Source organism: Bacillus sp. LLTC93, assembly GCF_002993125.1.
Lineage (GTDB): Bacteria > Bacillota > Bacilli > Bacillales > Bacillaceae > Bacillus > Bacillus zhangzhouensis.
In genome coordinates, this window is record NZ_PVME01000002.1 from 310,295 (window position 1) to 333,856 (window position 23,562).

Sequence of the window (23,562 nt, forward strand, 5' to 3'; positions counted from 1 at the left end):
CGTACCTCCGTTTTATTCACTTTGGACCAGACCCGGTAGTATCTTCATTGATATATTTGTGAAGCAATGACTTGCATTCTTTATGTTCATTATGGGTCACTTTCTTAACAGCATACCCTTATCTTTATCACTCAGAACATAAAAAAAAGCCTGAACAAAAGTCCATGCTTTTCAAAACATACACCTTGATCTCCGGATAGCCCTCCACGCTTTTTAGACGTGGCAGTCCTGCATTTATTCAATGCAGACCCAGCATAAAGAAAGTTGGAGCTCTCTCTACACTTCGGCGCTGATGCCTTTTTTCTCATGATCAACGATTCCATCTCTCCCATGAGTGACTCATCATCCGCGCAACCTCTACCTCACTGAGACATAGCGTGAGGATTTCTATTCATTTTTACTACACGAAGGTTATCAAACATTCTCACATCTGTCAAAGGGAAAAACATAGAAAAAAGACAGAGGAGTGATTCTCTGCCTTTTACCTGCTTATTGATGATTGTTTTTCTTCTTCTGTACAGCTTCCTGAAGCGGATCGCCTGCTAGTTCTTTACTTGCTTCTTCTAACAGCTGATCTACCTGCTGATGGTCTTTTTCACTTTTTGCCTTTTTATCCTTTTGGAAAAATGACATCGCTGCTTCCCCCCTTTTCATAAAATGCGTTTGCCTGTTTAATTTGTGCTACAGCGCTCAGCATTATACAAGGAGAAGTGGCTCATTCATCATGAAAGGTCTGTCTCATTTTTTGCAAATAAGTCAAAAAGGTCTGCAAGTCTTCCTTTGTGAAGTCTGACATCATATGCTGAATCACCTTTCCAAAAAGGCGTGTATGCTTTTCGTAAATAGCCAGCCCTTTTTCCGTGGCTTCTAACCGGACAAGTGAATGATCTTCCTTGTCCCGTTCTCTCTGAATATAGCCCTGCTCACATAATTTATTGAGTGAAATCGAGGCGGCACCTGGGTTTAAAGAAAGTCTTTGCTTTAGCTCTTCGGCATGTGACACTTTGCCTTGTATCAAAATAGAAAGAGCATATATCTGCGGAGGCGTGATGTCTTTTTCTAACTCAAGTAACTTGCGGTTTAATTTACGGCTAACTTCATAATGTACAAGAACAATTTCTTTTAAAATGTCTGCATTACTCATCCGAATCGCATCCTTATCGTTAGTATCAACATGACTTCCCTCTTATTATAGAATGTTTTTCCAATCAGCCAACCATTTTGTCCTTTTTTCTTTAAAAATAAGCCTTGATGAATGAATTCACCCTTGATATAGTGAGTACTTGAACTAAAGATAGAACAGGAGTACGCATCATGACAGGAAAAACACATATCATGGGCGGAATTGCCGCCTCCACAGCCGTCGCCTACTACTACGGACTCGACCCAGTCATTATGGCTGCTGCTGGATCTGTAGGTGCCCTTATCCCAGATATTTGTCATACAAAAAGTAAAATCGGCAGGAAATTCCCCCTGCTCTCGACACTAATTAGTCATGTTTTCGGTCATCGCACCTTTACACACAGTTTATTATTTCTGCTGATCATTTATTTTATTGCGACCACATACATTCCAAATGACAGCCTTAGTATCGGTTTACTAGTTGGGATGGCAAGCCACCTCATCCTTGATGCAGGAACAGTGAACGGCATTAAATTTTTGTTCCCAGCTACCATGAAAGTACGTCTCCCCTTCTATGTCAAAACAGGCAGCACAGGTGAACAAGTCGTACTAGCTGCTCTCACAATCGTCACCTGCTATTACATCGCCGTCATTTGCGGTATACCCGTCCCATTCCAGTTCTAAGAGAATGAAAAAAGAGTTTTGCAAAAAAGACAGGATATGAATTGATCATTCCTCATTTTTTTAGTAGTTTTAAGATAAGTGTTTTTGCCTTGCAGCTGAATACAGAATGGTGAGGAGCTACATAAATGAAAGCGTTTTTCAAAGATCACTGGTTTTTAGTGTACTCCATCCTCTTTATGTGGATGAAAACATACATCATTTATCAATTCGGATTTCATATACGAACGGCCAATCTGTTTCACGAATGGCTGCTTTTGATCAATCCACTTAGCTTTTTGCTCCCTTTGTTTGGGATAGCTCTTTTTTTAAATGAAACCAAACAAAAGGTTTTTTTATTGACCGCAAATTTTATACTGACGGCGATTCTCATATCAAATACAATCTTTTACGGATTTTATATTGATTTCATTACGATACCCGTGTTATTTCAAGCCAAGAACATGGGAGATATGGGCAGTAGTATGACTGAATTGTTCCACCCGCTGTTTGTGCTAATGCTCATTGATTTCGTGGTACTGGCGTGGCTGTTAAAACGTAAACCATTGGCTCCAAAAGCGTCATTCAAAACGATCAAAACGTATTATGCGGTATGCTGCAGCTTTCTATTATTTCATGTCAGCTCAGCCATGATGGATCATCCTCGATTTCTGACAAGCTCTTATGATCGAGAAGTCATCGTACGAAACCTTGGGCTTTTCCAATTCCACCTGTATGACGGCGCTGCCCAAACGGCTCGTATTGGACAAAAAGCCTTTGCAGACGAAGATACACTTTCAACAGTTGCAAACTACACAAAGGCTGATTACAGTGCACCAAACGAAGACTACTTTGGACTTGCTAAAGACAGGAACGTCGTGTTCATTTCACTTGAATCTACGCAGCAATTTGTCGTTGACCAAAAAGTGAATGGACAATACATCACACCCTTTTTAAATCAACTGGCCAAAAAGAGTTTTTATTTTGATGAATTTTATCAGCAGACAGAGCAAGGGAAGACATCGGATTCAGAATTTATTGTCGCAAATTCCCTCTATCCATCTAGCAGCGGCGCTGTCTTTTTCACAGCGAGTGACAACGAATATGACACGTTATACAAGCAATTGAAAAAAGAGAACTATCAATCCGTTCAATTTCATGCGAATAATAAAACGTTTTGGAATCGTGATGTAATGTATGAATCGCTTGGGATTGATCGCTTTTATGATGTCGATTCGTTTGATGTCAATGAACAGAATTCGACTGGCTGGGGCTTAAAGGATATCGACTTTTTTGATCAATCCATTGATTATTTAAAGAAGTTGAAGACTCCTTATTACAGCACGTTCATTACATTGACTAACCACTTTCCATTTGAAATCGACCCAAAGGATCAATTTATTGATGAATATGATTCGTCTAGCGCCATTTTAAACCGCTACGTGACGACCGTTCGCTATCAAGACGAAGCCATTAAAACATTTTTTAACCGCATGAAAGAAGAAGGACTGTATGAAAATACGATGTTCGTCCTCATGGGTGATCATTATGGCATCTCAGAGGCACATCATGAGGCAATGGCGGATCTCCTCAAAAAGGATGAAATCACACCATTTGATGCTGTCAAACTACAGCGGGTACCATTTTTAATTTACATTCCTGGTGTCACGGATCAAGCACCGCAAACAATTTCTGAAACAGCCGGCCAAATGGACGTGAAGCCAACACTCCTTCACTTGCTCGGTATAGAATCCAAGGATGCCATTCAATTTGGAAATGACTTATTTTCAAACGAACGGACGCCTTTCGCTGTTCTGAGAAATGGAAACTTCATTACAGATGATTATCTCTATACAAAGAACACCTGCTATGACCAAAAAACAAAAGAGCCTGTTGAACAAGATGATGTGTGTCAGCCGTATATAGAAAAAGCCAATAAAGAGCTGTCCTTATCAGACAAAGTCATCAATGGGAATTTACTTCGTTTTTATCAGCATTAAAAGCCGCCAGATGGCGGCTTTCAGATTGTTGACAAAGGGCTAAAATAAAGATCATTTTAGCCCTTTGTCTTCTTTTAAGCGTGATAGAAAACCTTTGCAGTCTAGGAAAGGCGAGTACCGGAGCGCAGCGAATTTGGGATTCGTGAGCACCGGCACACAGGACTGGCACAGAATGCGAGGGCTTGCCTACACGCTGAAAGTCTATGAATGGTCAGTTAAGTTTGATTATAATAAGAGATACACGATATATTGAATGATGAGAGGTGTGAACATGAAGTATACATTCTTAGCCTTCATCACCATATGTTTGCTCCTGACCGGATGTCAAACAGAGATGAAGTCATCAAATAAGAGCAAAAAGATGGAGCTTGTAATTTCAGCAGCTGCAAGCCTTCAAGATGCACTAAAGGAAATTGAATCCGCCTTTAACGATCAGCATCCGAACGTGACATTAACGAATAATTTCGGGTCATCAGGCGCACTGAAGCAGCAAATCGCTCAAGGAGCAAAAGCGGATCTCTTTTTCTCTGCGGCTGAGGAGCCCTTCGATGAACTTGTCCAATCTGGAGACATCGATCAGGATCATATAAAGGATGCCATACAAAATGAGCTTGTCCTCATTGTGCCAAAAGAGAGCTCTTCCTCTATCAAAAGCTTTCAAGACGTCCAGCACTTAAAAGGAAAGATTGCTCTTGGTACACCTGAATCTGTTCCTGCTGGTACATACGGAAAAGAGATTTTCACAAAGCTGAACATATGGGATCAAGTGAAAAAGAACGCTGTCTACGGCAAAGATGTGCGTCAAGTTCTAAGCTACGTGGAAACAGGAAATGTGGAAGCAGGTGTTGTGTATAAGACAGACGCCCTCGTTTCCAAAAAAGTAAAGATTGTGGATGAGGCAAAACCGGACATGCATTCTCCCATCATTTATCCTGTAGGGATTGTAAAAGGGACAGAACATTTAGAGGAAGCCAAGGCATTTTTTCAATATCTCCAATCAGATACAGCCGCATCAATTTTTAAAAAGTACGGCTTTCAAGTGAAATAATGCCTATGCTGACTGAAGACTTTTTATCTCCTATTTGGCTTTCGATTCAAGTTGCCATCGTCAGCGGACTATTGGCTACTGTTTTTGGCACAACGATTGGCTTTTGGATGGCACGAACATCTTTTAAGGGGAAAATGATCGTTGAAACGCTCCTCATGATGCCGCTTGTCCTCCCACCAACGGTCGTAGGGTTTTTATTGATTGTCATGTTCGGAAAGCATAGTGTGATTGGAAGCGCCATTGAATGGATCTTCCATCAGCCTGTCATCTTCACATGGTGGGCGGCAGTTATTGCATCAACGGTTGTGGCTTTCCCGCTCATGTATCAATCAGCAAAAGCGGGGTTTTCTACAATTGAGTCAGACATTGAAGGTGCTGCAAAAGTAGACGGTGCTCATTCATTCCAAGTCTTTGCCTATATCACCGTACCACTTGCCCTGCCTTCCCTGCTGTCAGGTAGCGTTCTTAGTTTTGCGCGGGCTCTTGGAGAATTTGGGGCGACCTTAATGTTTGCCGGCAACATCCCAGGAAAAACTCAAACACTCCCAACCGCTATCTATGTGGCCATCGATTCTGGACGAATGGAACTTGCTTGGGCTTGGACGATTTGTATTGTGATCTTGTCTTTTATCATGCTGCTGGCTGTGCGCCGAAGCAGCACGTAAAAAATCCCCTTTCTCAAAAGAGAAAGAGGATTTTTTCATTTATTCAAACCCAACCGTCATCGTCTCTGGATTCGAGCCGACGCGCTCATTATTATTTAATGCATCGATTTTTTCCATGTCTTCTTGAGAAAGCTCGAAGTCAAAAATGTCTGCGTTTTGTTTAATGCGTTCTTCATTGATCGATTTTGGAATCGTCACGACGCCGCTTTGCAGATCCCAGCGCAAGATGACTTGAGCAACAGATTTGTTGTAGCGTGCAGCAATATCCTTCAATACGTCATGATCTAGCAGCTTCCCTTGCATAAGCGGAGACCACGCTTCAATTTGAATGCCTTTTTCTTTTGCGTATTGACGTAACTCGACAAGTGTCAGTTTCGGATGAAACTCAACTTGGTTCACAGCTGGAACAACCTCAGCTTCTTTTAACAGCTCTTCTAAATGCTGAACGTAGAAGTTGCTGACGCCAATGGCTCTGACTTTACCATCTTTATAAAGCTTTTCAAGCGCACGCCATGTGTCTTTAAATGTATCTGCATTTGGTCCAGGCCAATGAATCAAATAGAGATCTAAGTAATCAAGACCTAAACGATTTAAACTTGCATCAAATGCAGCTAGCGCCTTGTCATAGCCTTGATCTGTGTTCCATACTTTAGACGTAATGAATAAATCTTCTCGTTTCACGCCAGATTCTTTAATGGCTTTCCCTACGCCTGTCTCATTTTTATAAACAGCAGCCGTATCAATGCTGCGATATCCGTTTCGTATGGCTGCTTTTACGGCATCTACCACTTGATTGCCGTCCTCCACTTTGAATACACCTAAACCAAACCAAGGCATTTCCACTCCGTTATTCAGTGTTACGGTATCATTCAAGCTTTTGACCATGTTAACAACCACCTTTTCATAGATTCCATCTATTTCATTATCTCATGTTGCGCTTCAAAACTCTATTATCAGACGTTTCTCTTCGCTTCGATGGCTAAAAGCAAAGCGCCTGTCATGCCAGCCTTGTCCTCAAGTCCAGGAGAGACAATGTATGTATCAAGCGGCGGCATGTCTACATAATCATTTACATATGCAGCAAGCTTCTCTCGAATCAGCGGAAATAGCTGCTTTTGCTTCATCACGCCTCCGCCCATAATGATGCGTTCTGGGCTTAAAATGAGCGTGTATTGCATCAAAGCCTGTGCCAAATAATCCGCTTCAAGTGCCCAAACAGATTCTTCCTGAGCAAGCTCTTTGGCCGGTTTTCCCCACCTTTTCTCAATCGCTGGTCCAGCTGCCAGCCCTTCTAAGCAAGAACCATGGGCTGGGCAGACACCTGCAAACTGGTCTGATTCATGCTGCCTTATCAGGATATGTCCCATTTCTGGATGTGAATGACCATGAAGAAGCTCATTTTTCACAACAGCCCCGGCACCAATCCCCGTGCCGACCGTGATATACATACAACTGTTCAGCCCTTTGGCTGCCCCTTTTGTCAATTCACCTAATGCCGCCGCATTTACATCTGTTGTAAAAGAGACAGGTACTCCTAATTGTTTCTCTAGCTCTGGGATGAACGGGTAATGCTTCCATTCAGATTTCGGCGTGTTCATGATATAACCGTAAAAAGGATCGTCCTTTTGGACACAGATCGGACCAAAAGAGCCGACCCCTAACGCTTCAATTGCATGTTTTCGAAAAAATGGAATGAGTGTTTGTAATGTTTTTTCCGGGTGCTCTGTGGGAATGGTCCATTCCTCTACAATTTCCCCATGCTCGTTGCCAATTGCACAACAAAACTTTGTACCTCCAGCTTCAATTGCTCCATAATACGCCATCATTGATCTCCCCCTGCGCATTCTCTTTCTTCATCATAAAACATAGGGGAGAAGATGACAACATCACGTATTGGTTAGCAAGACTGCTTCCATGTCATTGATATACTCCCTTAAATGATGGGCAATATCACGATTGATTTCGCCATCTTCATATAAGGTTTGAATTTCATTACGAATTGTCTGTACAGCTTGGAAGTTGAGCTCCTTTTTCTTCCGGTCAAAGGCACGATCTTTTTGCTGAAAGAAAGATGGACCGTGTTCACAGCGGAAAATCACTTGATTGTAAAAACCAATGACTTGATGACATGTTTGTTTATTTTCATCTGTCATATGCTGTTTGATCGAATCTACTGCAGCTTCAGCGGTTTTCTTACGGATTTGTTTGTACGATCCCTCGTTTTCTAAAATACCGCTTGAAACGCGCTCATCCGGCCGCCATAATTGGAGCCATTGAAGCAAGCGCAGAAACTTCACTTTTGAAAAACGAATTTTAAAGGAGTTGGAATACAGCATTTCCAGCTCATGAAATCTCTCCTGTAGCTCATAGGCTTCTTCTTTATCTAATTTTTCTTCATCAATTAATTGCTGAAGCTTCATTTGCTCTGCTTTAATGCCATGCAATCTGATTTTTCGTTCCTGTTTTCTCATCCCAAATTGGTACGGTTCACGCTGAATATTTCTCAGCTTCATCCGGTAATCATTGATGAGTGTAAGTGACACTTCCCTATTGTCCTCATTCATTCCCTCTCTTAAGGTTTTAATGGCACTTCTAAGTAACTTCCGTTTCGCGTGTTGAATCTTTGTATCTAAGTCCACATCGATTTGCTTGTCTTTTTTCTCAGATAAAAGAGGCAATAATACACTAGCTAAAATGAGTGTACATAAAATCACGCCTGCTGCGAGGAAAATAATCAAATGCCGCTCGGGGAACGGTGATCCGTCCGCAAGCGTAAATGGTATTGAGAAGGCACCGGCTAAAGTGACAGCACCACGAACACCAGAGAATGTCATCAGCATCGAAGCCCGCAGCTTCGGTTTTTTCACATTCTGCTTTTTCGTTACACTCCAGTTACCTGCCCAGAACAGCCATACCCATAAGAATCTTAGAACCATGAGACAGAGTGTAATGATTAAAATGTAACTGATGACCTGCATATTATTAAATGCTTCATCTTGGAAAATAACTGTGGATACATCAGGAATCTGTAATCCTAGTAAAACGAAAACAAGGCCGTTTAAAATAAATAAAATAATATTCCATGTGTTTGAAGAAGCAATTTGCAGTTTTGCTAAATTTCCTTCCATTCGATCTTGCTCAATTGCATGCGTCACACCACCAGCAACAACCGCTAAAATGCCGGATACGCCGATTTCTTCAGCAGCTAGATAAATCACAAATGGCGTGAGGATTTGCAGGATGATGTGCATTGTGACATCGTCCATTCCTAAACGGCGGAGGAAATAGCGGAAACGAATGATAAAAAAGGATAGAATAAATCCAGTCAATAATCCACCAGCGGCAATAAGGACAAAACTAAAGGATGCCTCAGCAATTGAAAAAGCCCCAGTAACCGTTGCAGCAATGGCAAATTTAAAGGCAACAAGTCCTGATGCATCGTTCATCAGCCCTTCGCCTTCCAGCAGCCTCATGATGCCTTTTGGCATATTCACACGGCTGGATAAGGCACTTACTGCGACCACATCTGTTGGTGAAAGAATCGCTGCAAGCGCAAATGCGGCTGGAAGCGGAATGCTTGGAATCATCCAATGAATGGTATATCCTGCTACAATCACTGTCGCAAACACTAAACCAAGTGCTAAGAGAAGAATAGGCGCTCTTAATTTCCATAGCTCGTCCCTTGGCGTACGCTTCCCATCATTAAATAACAGCGGCGCAATGAATAAAACGAAGAATAGTTCAGGATTTAAAGAAATATGTAAACCTGAAGGAAAAGCGGCAATTAAAATTCCGAGTCCAATCTGAATTAACGGAACTGGGATAAATGGTACGAATCGATTGATAATATTAGATGATGCAATGAGTGCTAGTAATACAAGCACTGCTAAAAAAATTTCCACTAGTACATGTCCCTCCTATTTCATTTTTTCGTCATGTTTTGCTTACGTGCAAAGATGTGTTCATTTTCATTTTGATCCATCCGTCCCATCATGAGTGCTTCTTTAGTATTCCGCAAAAAGTGAAACCAACACATAACAATCCATCTAGGCAAAAAAAGACTGAATCCAAATATTCAGCCGACTGACAAAATTTTTATCACATGTATTGTTCCAAAGATGAACAAAGACCCTGCTTCTATTTTACACGAAAACTCCATCATCTGCTGACATCCAGCTTGCATAAAACACAATGAACAAAAAAAAGAGCGACATCGCTCTTTCTTGTTTCACCCTTTATTTAAAAAATAAGACCTAGCGGGAAGCCGCCATTTGAATAAGTAGGAACAAACCCGGCATGTGACGAGGATGAGAAACAGCAAATACAGTGCGAGCTCTCCTTGGGCTAAACCAAGTCCTACAAATAAGCCGCCAAGTGCTGCCCATACTGCGTAAATCTCCGCTTTTAAAACAAGCGGCTTGCGCCCTGCCAGGAGATCACGCACAATCCCGCCGCCGCTTCCAGTCAAAATGGCTGCCACAATGACCGCACTGAGCGGGAGCTCTCTTTGCACAGCAAATAATGCGCCTTGAATCGCAAACGCTGCTAACCCGATCGCATCCGAGAAATTCCCCCATGTGCTCCAGTGCTTGAGCAAAAGCTTTGGAAATAGAAACACAATCGTAATGGATACAAGGGCAATCGTAAACATCTTGCCCTGTGACCATAAAGCCGACACCGGAAGACCGATTAATAGATTCCGAATCGCTCCACCGCCAAATGCTGTCACAACCCCTAAAATGTACACACCAAGAATATCGTACTCTTCCTCCATTGCCACAATCGCGCCACTAATGGCGAATGCGACAATACCAATGATACTTAAGACTTCCCATGCCATTTTCCGCTTATCTCCTTACCATTGTCTGATCATCTAACACTACACCCTTAATGTATATCTGACACAGGCGAAAAGCAATACAAATTTTCCTTAAATTTTATCTTTTTGCAAAAATAAAAAAACCTGCTTCAAAAGCAGGCTTTTTCACTCAATCTTCTTTTGCATTTAACAGCAGCATACTGATGATGATGAGAATAAATGCAATAAGGGCTAGTAGTGGAATGGTGATAAAACCAAACCAATTCAGATAATCAAAGGAACAAGGAATGCCGCTAAGGCAAGGGCGAATAGATGCAAAACCAGGTATCTTTTGTTCCATATAATGATAGATGGAAAAACAAGCACCAATCGCAGCCAAAGGCAGAACATAATATTTCACTTTGACATCGCCGCGGAATGTAGCAATTCCAAGTAAAAGCACGAGCGGGTACATGAAAATGCGCTGAAACCAGCACAGATCGCACGGGATAAACTTCTTTACTTCACTTAAATACAGGCTGCTCATCGTCGCAACAATAGAGACGATCCAAGCGCTGTATAAGTAAATCAGCTTATTCTTCATGATTTTTTCCCTTTGAGCTCTTGATCGATTAATTCCTTGATTTCATCATAGTCATAAAAGTTTTGGACTTGTTTATCGTTAATAATAATAGTTGGTGTGGCATTTACTTTGAACTGGTTTACCAACTGATCATCCGTGTTCAGCTGTGGTTGATACGTTTTCTTCGATAAGTTGTCTTTTAGCTTGTCCGTATCAATTTTTGTTGTCTTTTTCGCTAGTTCAGTCAGCTTAGCAGGTGTGACCCATTCTGCTTCACTATCTGGCTGTGCATCATAGACAGCTTCATGAAATGCCCAGAAGTTCTTTGGGTCTTCTTTCCACACTTCTTCAGAAGCGAGTGCTGCTAACACCGCACCATCTCCATGAACAGGAAGTGGTAAGTTAATAAACGAGAAAGATACATCGCCTTTATCTATGTAGTCTGCTTTCAGCTTTGGGAAAATGTCGGTTTCAAATGATTTACATGATGGACATTTGTAGTCCCCAAACTCGACAATTTGCACTTTTGCCTTTTTATCTCCCATGACAGGCTGTCCTTTAATAGAAGGTGTCCCGTCAACTGTTTGTGCTTCTTGGCTGTTGCCTCCCCCAATGACAACGAAAATACCGATGAGAAGAGCTGCAATGATGGTTAAAATAACAGCAAACTTGATGGATGAAGATTGATTATTTTTTTTACTCACAAAAGCACCTACCTTATCTTTTTCATTCCTTAAAATAAGAAAAAGGATAATAGCTCAAGGAAATGCCATTATCCAACTTCTTCTATTTTAACAAGAGGGGGTCCATTATGAAAGACGCTATTCATGAATTTTTCCTTACAATTTCATTTCATGACCCTCATTGCATTTAGAACAGCCAGTACGGTTACACCTACATCCGAGAAGACTGCTTCCCACATGGTTGCAATACCGAATGCACCAAGTAAGAGGAAAACTGCTTTGACGCCAAGAGCAAATGCGATATTCTGCCAAACGATGGCTCGCGTTCTTTTAGCGACAGCGATGGCTTCTGCTACCTTTGATGGCTGATCCGTCATGATGACGATATCAGCCGCTTCTACAGCTGCATCTGAACCAAGTCCGCCCATCGCAATCCCTATATCTGCTCTTGCTAATACCGGAGTATCATTAATGCCGTCCCCAACAAACAATAATTTTTCTTGAGGGGCTTTTTTCTGATCGATTTCTTCTAATTTCGTTACTTTATCCTGTGGCAATAATTCAGTATGCACTTCGTCAATACCAATTTGCTGGGCGACCGCAGTCCCTACTTGTTTGGCGTCACCAGTGAGCATGACTGTTTTAATCCCAGACGCTTTTAAAGCAGAGACAGCTTCGATCGCATCATCCTTTAATTCATCTGCAATCAAGATAGATCCAGCAAACTCGCCGTTTATGGCCATGTATACAACGGTGCCGCTACGTTTTTCTTTTTCATACGCAATGCTTTCTCGTTCCATCAAGCGGTGATTTCCCGCTAATACATGGACACCGCTAATCGTGGCTTTAATTCCGTGTCCAGCAATATCCTCATATGCTTCGATCTGGCTCTCATCAAGCGGCGAACCGTATGCAGCTTTAATTGATTCAGCAATAGGATGCGAGGAATGTGCTTCTGCTAGAGCCGCAAAAGAAAGCAGCTCCCCTTCTGACCATTTGTCATTGGCTGTTGCGATATTGGTCACCGTAAAGTTCCCTTTTGTGAGGGTGCCTGTTTTATCAAACACAGCATAACGCACAGCGTTCAATGCTTCTAAATAGTTACTGCCTTTCACAAGGATGCCTCGTTTAGATGCTGCCCCGATTCCCCCAAAGAATCCTAATGGGATGGACACAACAAGTGCACAAGGACAAGAGATCACGAGAAAGACAAGTGCCCGGTAAACCCATTCAGACAATTGTGCTGATGGAATGAAAATCGGCGGCACAAAGGCAAGCAATAAGGCAAGCACGACGACAGCAGGGGTATAATATTTTGCAAACTTGGTGATAAAGTTTTCTGTTTGTGCTTTTCGGCTGCTCGCATTCTCGACCAAATCTAAAATCTTCGTGACAGCCGATTCGCTTAGCTCTTTTTGTACTTCAATTTCAAGAATCCCGTTTTGATTCACAAATCCTGCTAAAACTTCTTTCCCTGCTTCTACATCTCGAGGAACAGATTCCCCTGTTAGTGCAGAGGTATCCACGAGTGAATAACCTTCAATGACAAGTCCATCCAGCGGAATTTTTTCACCCGGTTTGACGACGATGCGATCACCAACTCTTACTTCTTCCGGCTTCACTTTTTTCGTTTCAAGTCCCATTTTGAGATTCGCATATTCAGGGCGGATATTCATTAATTCACTAATTGATCGTCTTGAACGGTTCACTGCCGCCCCTTGGAAGAGCTCTCCAACTTGGTAAAACAGCATGACAGCCAGTGCCTCAGGATATTGCTGAATGACAAAAGCACCAACCGTTGCAATGGTCATTAAAAAGTTCTCATCAAATACTTGGCCGCGCACGATATTTTTCAGCGCTTTAAAGACGACATCACCGCCGACTAGTAAATACGCTGCGAAAAACATGATGAACTTCAGTAAACCATCTTCAGGTATAAAATAAGCTGCTGTTCCAATGACTGCACCGCCAATTAATTTCAGCACAATCGTTTTCAAATTCTTTGTCCCATGATCATGATCGTGGTGATGCCCTTCTTCTTTAGGTGATACACTCACATGAGGTTCAATGGACTGAACGGTTTTTTCAATGCGCTTTGACATGGTTTCTTGTGTATCTGCATGTGTCACAGTTAATGTACCTGTCGCAAAATTAATCGAGCATGCCTCAACTCCATCCATTTTGCTGACACCTGTTTCAATTTTACGTGCACAGTTTCCGCAATCAAGACCGCTTAATACGTATTCATCCTTCATTTTCTTCATGTTCTCACCTTTTTCTATATAAGTAGCCTTCCCTGATTCAATCAAACCTATCAGCTGCTGTAGATATTATATATGAGCACATATTCATATATTGAATTACCCTTATTATATGAGGAGATCTTATAAACTGTCAATCATTTATGAGCAAATGAATGGTTTTTTTGTGTCCAATGCTGTCACTTTGATTTTCAATAAGCCATGCTCATGTCCCCCGCTTCTCGCATACCATGAAAACGATCGTTTGATCTCTCACATAATAAGAAAACAGTATTTCTCTTTACAAAAGAAGGACTTACGCTTAGAATAAGATAAAAGTTTCCCTAAGGAAACAAATTAGCGCAAGAGAATCATTTCATCCTTTAGTCAAAATTATTTAATGTGTGCATATATCTTTAGGAAATGCAATGATGATCGAAAGGGGCCGCAAGAGATGTCAAATGCTTTAACAATCGACCGTCTATATGTCTCATATCACGGACAGGATGCATTAGAAAACATCTCTCTTTCCATACAGGAAGGGACGATGACAGGAATCATTGGTCCAAATGGTGCCGGTAAATCTACTTTATTGAAAGCATGTTTGGATTTAATTGAAAAAGATCAAGGGGATATTCACTTTTTTGAACAGCCCTTTAAACAAGTCAGAAAACAGATCGCATATGTACCGCAGAGAAATGATCTAGACTGGACGTTTCCTATTCACGTACTGGATACCGTTCTACTTGGAACATATCCGAAGCTTGGACTAATGAAACGACCTAAAAAAGAAGACCGAGCCTATGCATACCATTGCTTAGAAAAAGTCGGGATGCAGGACTTTGCCAAAAGACAGATCGGTGAATTATCCGGCGGTCAGCAGCAGCGTGTCTTCCTTGCAAGAGCACTTGCTCAAAACGCACAGCTCTTTTGTTTAGATGAACCTTTTGTCGGGATTGATATGGCAAGTGAAGAAACGATGATTCGCATTTTGAAGGAATTACGAGATGATGGGAAAACCATTTTGGTCGTCCACCATGATTTAAGTAAGGCCGATGATTACTTCAGCCATCTCGTTCTTTTAAATAAAAAATTGATCAAAGCAGGACCAGTGCACGACATCCTTCGTCCAGAGGTGATGCTGGAGGCATATGAAACGCAGCTACCATTCTTAAAATCAGTAGGAGGAGACGTGTAATGGAATTTTTAACCGGACTCTTTGAATATGCGTTTTTACAAAAAGCGTTATTTACTTCCGTCATGGTGGGCATCATTTGCGGTGTCATTGGCTGCTTTATCATTTTACGCGGCATGGCACTGATGGGAGATGCCATTTCACACGCTGTGCTGCCCGGTGTCGCCATCTCCTATATGCTAGGAATTAACTTTTTTTTCGGAGCCGTCTTAACTGGTGTGCTAACAGCGATTGGCATCGGATATGTCAGTCAAAACAGCCGCATCAAAAATGATTCGGCCATCGGCATTGTATTCACCGCCTTTTTTTCAATTGGGATCATTTTAATTACATTTTTGAAAAGTTCCAGTGATTTATATCATATCTTGTTTGGAAACGTACTAGCTGTCCGTTCCTCTGATATGTGGATTACGCTCGGAATCGGCATTTTTATTTTACTGGCCGTCATCGTGTTCTACAAAGAACTCCTCATTAGTTCGTTTGATCCGGTGATTTCTTCTGTTTACGGTTTACCGAATCGAATGATCCATTATTTTCTTATGACATTATTGACCCTTGTAACCGTCGCGTCGCTGCAAACCGTTGGTATTATTCTTGTCGTTGCGATGCTTATTACGCCGGCCGCCACCGCTTATCTTTTGACAGACCGGCTATGGATCATGATTTATTTATCTGCATTTTTCGGTGCCATTTCCGCCATCGTGGGACTTGGGCTGAGTTTTACGTATAACTTGTCGTCTGGTGCTTCCATCGTGCTAGTCGCGACTATTTTATTCGGCAGTGCCTTTATCTTTTCACCAAAGCAAGGAATTTTATGGAGATCATTAAAATCAAAACAAAAACGAGCGCAGTTAAAAAAGGAAGCGTCTATGTAAAAGGAGGACCTATATGAAGAAGGTATTTGTAATCCGTTTGACCGCAGTATTCATTGCCCTTATGGTCATCGCAGGTTGTTCTACTCAACAAAATAATTCCGGCAAAGATGATGGCAAATTAAAAGTTGTCACGACCTACTCTATTCTTTATGACATCGTGAAGGAAGTAGGCGGCCAGCATGTCTCTATTCACAGCATTGTTCCCATTGGTACAGACCCACATGAATTTGACCCACTGCCAAAGGATGTTCAGCATACGACGGATGCAGACCTTGTTCTCTATAATGGCTTAAACCTTGAAACAGGAAACGGCTGGTTTCAAAAGCTGCTTGAATCGAGCGGCAAGAATGGGAATGATGCACCTGTAGCCGAATTGAGTAAGAGCGTCAAAGTAAAGCATTTATCTTCAAAAGGGCTGGAAAGTCAGCAGGACCCCCACGCTTGGCTGAATGTTGAGAATGGCATTATTTATGCCCAAAACGCCCGGAATGCGCTCATTCAAGCGGACCCCGAACATAAAGAAGATTACGAAAAAAATGCAGACGCCTACATCAAGAAGCTTCAAGCTCTTCATCATGAAGCAAAAGACAAGTTTGATCAGCTACCAAAAGACAAAAAGCTCCTTGTCACAAGTGAGGGGGCATTCAAGTATTTTGCAGATGCGTATGGACTGAAAGCGGGCTATATTTGGGAGATCAATACAGAAAACGAAGGAACACCTGGGCAAATGAAACGCATCATTCATTTTGTCAAAGATCATCAAGTTCCTGCTCTCTTTCTTGAAACAAGTGTAGATAAACGCAGCCTTGAAAGCCTTTCTGAAGAAACTGGGGTTCCGATTAAAGGAAAAGTATTCACGGACTCCATTGGAAAGAAAGGTGAAGATGGAGACAGCTACTATAAGATGATGAAATGGAATATTGACACCATTTACAAAGGGTTGTCATCATAAGAAAAGACAGGTGGAGTGAGTCCGCCTGTCTTTTTGTTAGCCTGCCATATTTTGTGGATGTTTTTTCGGCCAAATCACATAACTGATGCTAATGAGGAAATCAATGGCTAAAACCATCCCCCACACATTAGCGAGCTGCATCAGTGATTCTGTTCGCTCTGGTGCTTGGATGAGATAGGTGAGCCCAAATAGTAAACCGGCTCCGATGACCCAAGCAGCTAAATGCCTCGCCCAGCCAACCATTTCATACACAGACCTCTCCTTACCGTACTTTGGTTTTCCCTTTGGCTTCGGGCCTCCTGCAAATCGATAAGCAAACCGGGCATCTGCCCATTTCACCATTTGATGCCCAAAGGCCAGACTCACGCCAATATAAACAGCCGCAAGTCCGTGGATGACACTCGCCATCGCCCCTTGCCTCAAATCCATATAAGTAGCCGCAAGAAGGACCAGATCCAAAATCGGCGTACAGATCAGGAAAAAAGCTCCCCACTTTTTCTGTCTAAACACATAACGTAGCGTTAAACCCATTAGAATAAACAACCAAAAGCCAATCTCACATGCCACAATCAATAACCCAATCAAGATTCCCACACCCTTTTTAATACAATTGTATTAAATAAAATTTAACACAGTCGTATTAAAAAAACAATAGCTGTGCTAAAATCAATGTATGCCAAAAATCGTCGATCACCAAAAACAAAAACAAAAGGTCGCTCAAGCTGCGATGAGAGTGATTAAACAGGAGGGATTAGAGAACGCTTCTGTACGGAAAATAGCTGTTGAAGCTGGGATTTCTGCCGGCTCTATGCGGCATTATTTTGCCACACAGCAGGAGTTATTTCTATTCTCTATGAATCTGATTCAGGAAAGAGTCAAGGAGCGAATGGCAGGGCTTTCATTAAACGGTTCGACTAAAGAAAATGTCCTCACTTTATTGGAGCAAGTCCTTCCACTTGATGAAGAACGAAGATTTGAAATGGAGGTGTGGCAGGCTTTTACCATTAAATCATTCACTGAACCAGATTTACAGCCGCTCAACGCAGAAATGTATGACGAGCTTTTCCAAACGGTTCAATTTTGTTTAATGAAATTGAAAGAGGATAGGCTTCTGCTAGATCATATCGATCTTTTACTAGAAACTGAGCGGCTTTATGCGGTCGTCAATGGGCTTGCTTTGAATGGAATCTTGCAGCCTCACCGTCTACCGCCTCAGCTCATGCGCTCCGTGTTGCAGATGCACCTGCAATCCATCACAAAAAAAGACATGCCTCCGCAATAGGAGAGCGTGTCTTTTTTAATCTTCCATAAAAATACGCTTTGCTTCGTAGTAGAGCACCTGCACAAATTTCTTCACATTGATGCGGGTATGTTCTTCTCTCCCACTTGTCTCTTTTGTCAATTCACTCATTTTCTTTCGCACAATGGTGAAATCGAAAAATTTTGATGCATAGTTTTCAAACGTTGGATGGGAATAATCCGTTAACCCGAGTGATGCAATGTGTTTCAATGATTGGTTGATCGCACGCCTTACCCTTTGTTCCGCTGCCTTCGCTTCTCTTGCGATGTCTGCTGATGTGTAAGGCTCATTTAATTTATCCTCCGTGATCCCGGTGAAAATGACCTTCAAAGAAGGAAAGGAATCGTGCTGATCGACATGCAGCGCTAGATACTGATCAGTAAAGAGAATCATATCTAATAAATCTTTAGACCCCTTCTCGCCGACAATCCCAAGCTCCGCCAGTAAGAACTGACCTGCCTCTGCAAGACTTTTCCCCCGCTGCTTCGTTTTCGTTTGGCCTCGCTGCTGGAACTGCATCACCGATTTGAGTGAGTGCTGAATATTTTCAATCGAGTGCTCTAAATGAAGACGTTCAATCATGAGGTGGAGCACACTTAAGACTTCTACACGATTGATCGGCTTTGTCACATAATACTCGACACCAAGCGTATAGGCCTGTCCAATTAATTCCTTTGTTTCTACCTGTGAAAGCATTAAGTATTTCCCATGAAACTCATCCTTGATTGCTCGAATCGTTTCAAGCCCGTCCCTTTCCGGCATCAGAAGATCAATACATAAGATATCAATGTGCAAATCATTTAAGTAGCTGGCTGTTAATTCTGCGCCATCTTCTGCTTCTCCAGCCACAATGCCAAGTTCTTCATCTTCAATGAGCTGAGCCAGTGAAGAACGAACGGCTTCATCATCATCGACAATAAAAAATCTCATCTCCCAATCCCCTCTTTTCTACTGACTTGATCAACTGGTATCGTTAAAGTGAAAATCGTTTGTTTATTTGGGATACTCTTCATCTCAACACTTCCGCCAAGTTTCTCTGCTGTATCCTTCACATAGGAAAGACCGATGCCGCTTGATGGATTCCCAGCCTGGTCGTATTTTAAAGTGAAGCCCGGTTTAAAAATAACATGATGGTTACGCTCTTTAATGCCAGGCCCGTTGTCGCTGATTTGAAAGATCACATCTTTCTCTACCCGTGAAATGGATAGTGACACCTCTCCATCGACTGGAATGGCTTCAACGGCATTGGATACTATGTTATTTAACAAAGATAGAATGGTATACACATGATAGGCGGGATGCTGCCCTTCTTCATCATAATGAAAGACGATGTTTTTTTTAAGTGATTCTGCGTAATTTTCATGGATACGAATCACAAGACCTGCAATATGGGCGGGACTTGCATACTCCTGAAATTTCTCCTCATGAATCAGCTTTGATAAAGCAGAAAAAATCCGCTGATTATCCTTTTTAATTTCATGCACCTCTCCTGCAATTTGCAGGGCTGTTTTTCCAAGCTTTTTCAAATCTAATGATTCCGCATCTTTTGCGTGGTGAAGGGATTGATACAATTGATAGGAAGTAGCTGTAATGTGCTCAGCGTGTGCAAGTGTCTTATAAAAGTATGTAGATTCCGTGTAAAGGTTCGAAAGCAGCATGAGCAGATGTTCCTTTTCTTTTTTCATTTGACGTTCTCTCGCCTGTTCTTCGTATAACCGAATCATTGTATAACAAGCCAACACGAAAAAGCTTCTAAAAATCGCTAAAACAAATAGTTGAAATAGCGTCCGCACCGTTAAAATTTCATCAATGGCTCCCCGAAGCGCAACCATCTCAACAACGCTTGCGCACAGTTCCATGATGATGCCTGTCGCTCCAATCAGCCAAGGTTTGTCACGGAAACGTCTGACCCGCAATAAATAAAAAAGCGTGCCATAGACCACATAATAAAGCATGGAAGGAAACCTTAATGAAACCGCCTCTTCAAGCGGCAGGTGACCTGACACGGCTGTATCAAGCAGCACCCGAAATGCAAATACAGATCCCCCCGCGATGATTCCGCTTGCCCATGCCGGGAATTTTTTCATTTGAAGCAGGATAAAGAAAAAGACAACGGTTCCAAAGCTGACCCGAAAGCTGTCCTCAAACGGATAAAATTTTAACTCTCCACCAATCGGTGTTAGTACAATGAGCATGACAATTAAATAAGGCTCTGTATTCAGCCATTTTTTCAGTAGATTCAAATGCAGTCACATCCCTAATAATTGACGATAGTATACTATGTGAGCTTGAGAAAAACAAACAGCCCATGAAAAAGCGCACACCGGAACTTTGTCGGTGTGCGCTTATCATAATGCAGCTTAATCTTCTAAACGATCCTTTTCTAAAAGTGATGCGCCAGCAATACCTGGTTTTGTCATTTCAAAAGGATTTAAGATGACATCAAGCTCTTCCTCTGATAAAACATCATTTTGCAGACAAAGCTCACGTACAGATACGCCTGTAAGAATCGCTTCTCTGGCAATTCGTGCAGCAGCTTCATAACCAATGTGCGGATTGACCGCCGTCATGACACCAGCACTTTTTTCTACATATTCTTTTAATCTAGCTTCATCTGCTTTTAGGTCACGCAAGCAGTTGTCTACGAAGGACTCAAATACATTTTTCATGATGCTGAGAGATTGAAGCAAGTTGAACACAAGGACTGGTTCCATCACGTTCAGCTCAAGCTGACCAGCCTCTGATGCGAGACAGATTGTATGATCATTCCCTATGACTTGGAACGCCACTTGGTTCATGACCTCTGGCATCACTGGGTTGACTTTCCCAGGCATGATCGATGAACCTGGCTGTCTAGGCGGCAAATGAAGCTCACCAAAGCCTGCTCTTGGACCTGAAGCCATCAAACGAATATCATTAGCCATTTTGGACATATTCATCATACATACTTTTAACGCAGCAGATACTTCTGTATAAGCATCCGTATTTTGCGTTGCATCGACTAAGTCTTCAGCTCCAACTAATGGTAATCCACTGATATCAGATAGATAGCCGACCACTTGACGAATGTATTTAGGATCTGCATTCAGTCCAGTTCCGACTGCTGTTGCACCCATATTGACTTCATATAAATGCTGTCTAGACTGCTTGATACGTTTAATATCACGAGCGAGAACCTTTGCATAGGCACTAAACTCTTGCCCAAGTCTGATTGGAACAGCGTCCTGAAGATGCGTACGTCCCATTTTGATGACATGATCAAATTCCTGCGCTTTTTCAGTCATGACTTGATGCATGTTTTCCATCGTATAAAGTAACTTTTCAATCATATTCAATGTTGAAATATGAATCGCTGTTGGGAAAACGTCGTTTGTTGACTGCGACATGTTCACATGCGTGTTTGGACTTAGCTCAGTATAAGCGCCTTTTTCCTTTCCTAGTAGTTCAAGCGCTCTGTTTGCAATGACTTCATTGGCATTCATATTCATTGAAGTGCCAGCCCCGCCTTGAATTGGATCGACAATAAATTGGTTGTTCCATTTTCCTTCAATCACTTCATCTGCCGCTTGAACAATTTTTTCTCCAAGACCAGCATATAGTCGCTGTGTATCCATATTTGCAAGTGCGGCTGCCTTTTTGACAATCCCTAGTGCTTTAATGAGTTCCTCATGAACATGGTAGCCTGTAATTGGAAAGTTCTCCACTGCACGTAATGTTTGAATTCCGTAATATGCTTGAGTGTCTACTTCCTTTTCACCTAGAAAGTCTCGTTCGATTCGAACTTGCTTATCCTGTAGCTTCGTCATTTGAAAAGATCTCCTTTTTTACGCTGCTTTTGTTTGTTGCTTTAATTCCTCAATATACTTTTTCGATTTCTCTTGATCAAATACTTTTTCCCACTTAGACATAACAATCGCTGCAAGTGAGTTACCAAATACGTTAACTGTTGTACGAACCATATCAAGAATACGGTCGATCCCAACGATGAAGGCAAGTCCTTCAAGCGGAAGTCCCATTGCACCAAGTGTCGTGATGACAACAACGATAGATGCACCTGGTACACCAGCCATACCTTTTGATGTGAGCATTAAGATTAATAGTAACGTAATTTGCTCATAAATGGAAAGCGGCATGCCGTACATTTGTGCAACAAATATGGCGGCAATGGATTGATAGATCGCACTTCCATCCAGGTTAAAGGTGTAGCCTGTTGGGATAACGAACGACGTGATCGCTTTCGGGCAGCCGAACTTCTCCATTTTGTCCATTAATCTAGGCAGTACAGCCTCTGAGCTTGCAGTTGAGAATGCAAGAATGATTTCTTCTTTTAACACTCTAAATAGTGTAAAGACGCTTGTCCCAGCCATTTTTGCAATAATGCCAAGTACGACAATAACGAAGAATGCCATTGTGCCGTAAACGACAAGTACAAGTTTACCTAGTGGGAGGAGCGCTCCGACCCCGAATTTGATCACCGTCACACTGATGAGTGCGAATACACCAAATGGTGCAAACTTCATCACTTTATTGGTCACCCAGAACATGGCTTCGAGTATGCCCTCAAAGAACCCTAACACTGGTTTTCCTTTGTCTCCTACTGCGGCAATTCCTAATCCGAATAAGACTGTAAAGAAGATGGTTGGTAATAGATCACCTTCTGCGATTGATTGGAAAACGTTTGTTGGCACAAGATGAACAATTGTTTCAGAGAAACTAGCTTTTTCGGAAGAAGCCTTAGACGTCTCTTCATATTTTGAGATATCTCCCTTTTCCATGTTGCTCATATCAATTCCTGTACCAGGATGGAAGACGTTCGCTGCAAGCAGCCCAACTGCTAATGCAATCGTTGTGACAATCTCAAAGTAAAGGATCGTTTTCCCACCAAGTCTTCCAATGGTTTTCATATCCCCTACACCAGCTACCGCTACAATCAATGCAGCAATGACAATTGGAAGAACGATCATTTTAATTAAATGAATGAATATATCGCCAATTGGCGTTAACACATTAATAACGGTTTCATTTTGATAAAACAGCGCTCCTACGATAACACCCAGAACAAGTGCAATGAGTATTTGAGAAGCTAACCCTAACTTTTTCATACGTGAACCCCCTTTTTTTGATAACGCTTTCTTTGTTGCTTAATCGCATCTTAACGACGAACCTACAAAAAACGACAAAAAGGAACAAAAACAAATGAATTTTTTATGAAAAATGTTTAAAAAGGTGGGTTTATCCACAAAATTGTAAAAAAAAGACTTCGCTTTTTGCGAAGTCTTAGACTATTGACAAAATGCTAAAATGATCTTTATTTTAGCATTTTGTCTTCTTTTCAGAGTAATGGAAAACCCTTGAAGTCTAGAAAGGGCGAGCACCAGCGCGGAGCGAATTGACATTCGTGAGCACTGGCGCGCAGACCTGACAAAGAATACGAGGGTTTG

Annotated in this window: 22 protein-coding genes and 1 riboswitch; of the genes, 8 read left to right on the forward strand and 14 right to left on the reverse strand. The window is 41.9% G+C overall.

Annotated elements, in window-relative coordinates:
• Positions 1-189: 189 nt before the first annotated feature.
• A riboswitch (Lysine riboswitch) is annotated at positions 190-368 on the reverse strand.
• Between the two features lie 121 nt (positions 369-489).
• Both sspJ and C6W18_RS06855 read right to left on the reverse strand, forming a co-directional pair.
• On the reverse strand, positions 490-633 hold the full coding sequence (gene sspJ / locus C6W18_RS06850) for a small acid-soluble spore protein SspJ (protein ID WP_008347117.1): 144 nt from the start codon (positions 631-633) through the stop codon (positions 490-492).
• Between the two features lie 82 nt (positions 634-715).
• On the reverse strand, positions 716-1,144 hold the full coding sequence (locus tag C6W18_RS06855) for a MarR family winged helix-turn-helix transcriptional regulator (RefSeq protein ID WP_105926851.1): 429 nt from the start codon (positions 1,142-1,144) through the stop codon (positions 716-718).
• A 170-nt stretch (positions 1,145-1,314) separates the two neighbouring features.
• Between C6W18_RS06855 and C6W18_RS06860 the strand changes: the two genes are divergently transcribed.
• The 4 genes from C6W18_RS06860 to modB all read left to right on the forward strand — a co-directional run bounded on the left by C6W18_RS06860 (position 1,315) and on the right by modB (position 5,495).
• On the forward strand, positions 1,315-1,806 hold the full coding sequence (locus C6W18_RS06860) for a metal-dependent hydrolase (RefSeq protein ID WP_105926853.1): 492 nt from the start codon (positions 1,315-1,317) through the stop codon (positions 1,804-1,806).
• Between the two features lie 125 nt (positions 1,807-1,931).
• Positions 1,932-3,782, forward strand: a complete 1,851-nt coding sequence (locus C6W18_RS06865) for an LTA synthase family protein (protein WP_105926855.1) — start codon at positions 1,932-1,934, stop codon at positions 3,780-3,782.
• Positions 3,783-4,053: 271 nt separating this feature from the next.
• Positions 4,054-4,830 carry a molybdate ABC transporter substrate-binding protein gene (gene modA / locus C6W18_RS06875; protein ID WP_105926859.1) on the forward strand — a complete coding sequence of 259 codons (777 nt, stop codon included), beginning with the start codon at positions 4,054-4,056 and terminating at the stop codon, positions 4,828-4,830.
• Positions 4,830-5,495 carry a molybdate ABC transporter permease subunit gene (gene modB / locus C6W18_RS06880; protein WP_105926861.1) on the forward strand — a complete coding sequence of 222 codons (666 nt, stop codon included), beginning with the start codon at positions 4,830-4,832 and terminating at the stop codon, positions 5,493-5,495. Before modA ends, modB begins: the two co-directional genes overlap by 1 nt.
• Before the next feature lie 39 nt (positions 5,496-5,534).
• Here modB and C6W18_RS06885 read toward each other — a convergent pair whose 3' ends face one another.
• The 7 genes from C6W18_RS06885 to C6W18_RS06915 form a co-directional block, all read right to left on the reverse strand.
• A complete protein-coding gene (locus C6W18_RS06885; RefSeq protein ID WP_034316820.1) occupies positions 5,535-6,380 on the reverse strand; it encodes an aldo/keto reductase in 846 nt (281 codons plus the stop codon).
• Between the two features lie 68 nt (positions 6,381-6,448).
• On the reverse strand, positions 6,449-7,318 hold the full coding sequence (locus tag C6W18_RS06890) for an ROK family protein (RefSeq protein WP_105926863.1): 870 nt from the start codon (positions 7,316-7,318) through the stop codon (positions 6,449-6,451).
• Positions 7,319-7,381: 63 nt separating this feature from the next.
• Positions 7,382-9,397 (reverse strand): Na+/H+ antiporter, encoded by a 2,016-nt coding sequence (locus C6W18_RS06895; RefSeq protein ID WP_105926865.1) that lies wholly within the window; start codon positions 9,395-9,397, stop codon positions 7,382-7,384.
• A 326-nt stretch (positions 9,398-9,723) separates the two neighbouring features.
• Positions 9,724-10,335: a trimeric intracellular cation channel family protein gene (locus C6W18_RS06900; protein WP_034316812.1), complete on the reverse strand. Its 612-nt coding sequence runs from the start codon at positions 10,333-10,335 to the stop codon at positions 9,724-9,726.
• A gap of 148 nt (positions 10,336-10,483) precedes the next feature.
• Positions 10,484-10,897, reverse strand: coding sequence for a disulfide oxidoreductase (locus tag C6W18_RS06905; protein ID WP_034316809.1), 414 nt, complete (start codon positions 10,895-10,897; stop codon positions 10,484-10,486).
• Positions 10,894-11,580: a DsbA family protein gene (locus tag C6W18_RS06910; protein ID WP_105926867.1), complete on the reverse strand. Its 687-nt coding sequence runs from the start codon at positions 11,578-11,580 to the stop codon at positions 10,894-10,896. The genes C6W18_RS06905 and C6W18_RS06910 overlap by 4 nt, the downstream gene beginning before the upstream one ends.
• A gap of 143 nt (positions 11,581-11,723) precedes the next feature.
• Positions 11,724-13,823, reverse strand: a complete 2,100-nt coding sequence (locus tag C6W18_RS06915; protein WP_105927425.1) for a heavy metal translocating P-type ATPase — start codon at positions 13,821-13,823, stop codon at positions 11,724-11,726.
• 430 nt (positions 13,824-14,253) lie between these two features.
• Here C6W18_RS06915 and C6W18_RS06920 point away from each other — a divergent pair, with 430 nt between their 5' ends.
• The 3 genes from C6W18_RS06920 to C6W18_RS06930 are packed head-to-tail and all read left to right on the forward strand — an operon-like array spanning position 14,254 to position 16,821.
• Positions 14,254-14,997, forward strand: coding sequence for a metal ABC transporter ATP-binding protein (locus C6W18_RS06920; RefSeq protein WP_034316804.1), 744 nt, complete (start codon positions 14,254-14,256; stop codon positions 14,995-14,997).
• Positions 14,997-15,869, forward strand: a complete 873-nt coding sequence (locus C6W18_RS06925; protein WP_034316802.1) for a metal ABC transporter permease — start codon at positions 14,997-14,999, stop codon at positions 15,867-15,869. Before C6W18_RS06920 ends, C6W18_RS06925 begins: the two co-directional genes overlap by 1 nt.
• Before the next feature lie 13 nt (positions 15,870-15,882).
• Positions 15,883-16,821 carry a metal ABC transporter substrate-binding protein gene (locus tag C6W18_RS06930; protein WP_105926869.1) on the forward strand — a complete coding sequence of 313 codons (939 nt, stop codon included), beginning with the start codon at positions 15,883-15,885 and terminating at the stop codon, positions 16,819-16,821.
• A gap of 36 nt (positions 16,822-16,857) precedes the next feature.
• Here C6W18_RS06930 and C6W18_RS06935 read toward each other — a convergent pair whose 3' ends face one another.
• Positions 16,858-17,406 carry a hypothetical protein gene (locus tag C6W18_RS06935; RefSeq protein WP_034316797.1) on the reverse strand — a complete coding sequence of 183 codons (549 nt, stop codon included), beginning with the start codon at positions 17,404-17,406 and terminating at the stop codon, positions 16,858-16,860.
• 88 nt (positions 17,407-17,494) lie between these two features.
• Here C6W18_RS06935 and C6W18_RS06940 point away from each other — a divergent pair, with 88 nt between their 5' ends.
• Positions 17,495-18,103, forward strand: coding sequence for a TetR/AcrR family transcriptional regulator (locus C6W18_RS06940; RefSeq protein WP_105926871.1), 609 nt, complete (start codon positions 17,495-17,497; stop codon positions 18,101-18,103).
• A gap of 15 nt (positions 18,104-18,118) precedes the next feature.
• Here C6W18_RS06940 and C6W18_RS06945 read toward each other — a convergent pair whose 3' ends face one another.
• The 4 genes from C6W18_RS06945 to C6W18_RS06960 all read right to left on the reverse strand — a co-directional run bounded on the left by C6W18_RS06945 (position 18,119) and on the right by C6W18_RS06960 (position 23,223).
• Positions 18,119-19,051: a response regulator gene (locus C6W18_RS06945; RefSeq protein ID WP_034316791.1), complete on the reverse strand. Its 933-nt coding sequence runs from the start codon at positions 19,049-19,051 to the stop codon at positions 18,119-18,121.
• Complete coding sequence (locus C6W18_RS06950) at positions 19,048-20,364, reverse strand: sensor histidine kinase (protein ID WP_105926873.1); 1,317 nt, start codon at positions 20,362-20,364, stop codon at positions 19,048-19,050. The genes C6W18_RS06945 and C6W18_RS06950 overlap by 4 nt, the downstream gene beginning before the upstream one ends.
• Positions 20,365-20,481: 117 nt before the next feature.
• Positions 20,482-21,927 carry an aspartate ammonia-lyase gene (gene aspA, locus C6W18_RS06955; protein WP_105926875.1) on the reverse strand — a complete coding sequence of 482 codons (1,446 nt, stop codon included), beginning with the start codon at positions 21,925-21,927 and terminating at the stop codon, positions 20,482-20,484.
• Between the two features lie 18 nt (positions 21,928-21,945).
• Complete coding sequence (locus C6W18_RS06960; RefSeq protein ID WP_105926877.1) at positions 21,946-23,223, reverse strand: cation:dicarboxylate symporter family transporter; 1,278 nt, start codon at positions 23,221-23,223, stop codon at positions 21,946-21,948.
• Positions 23,224-23,562: the final 339 nt, after the last annotated feature.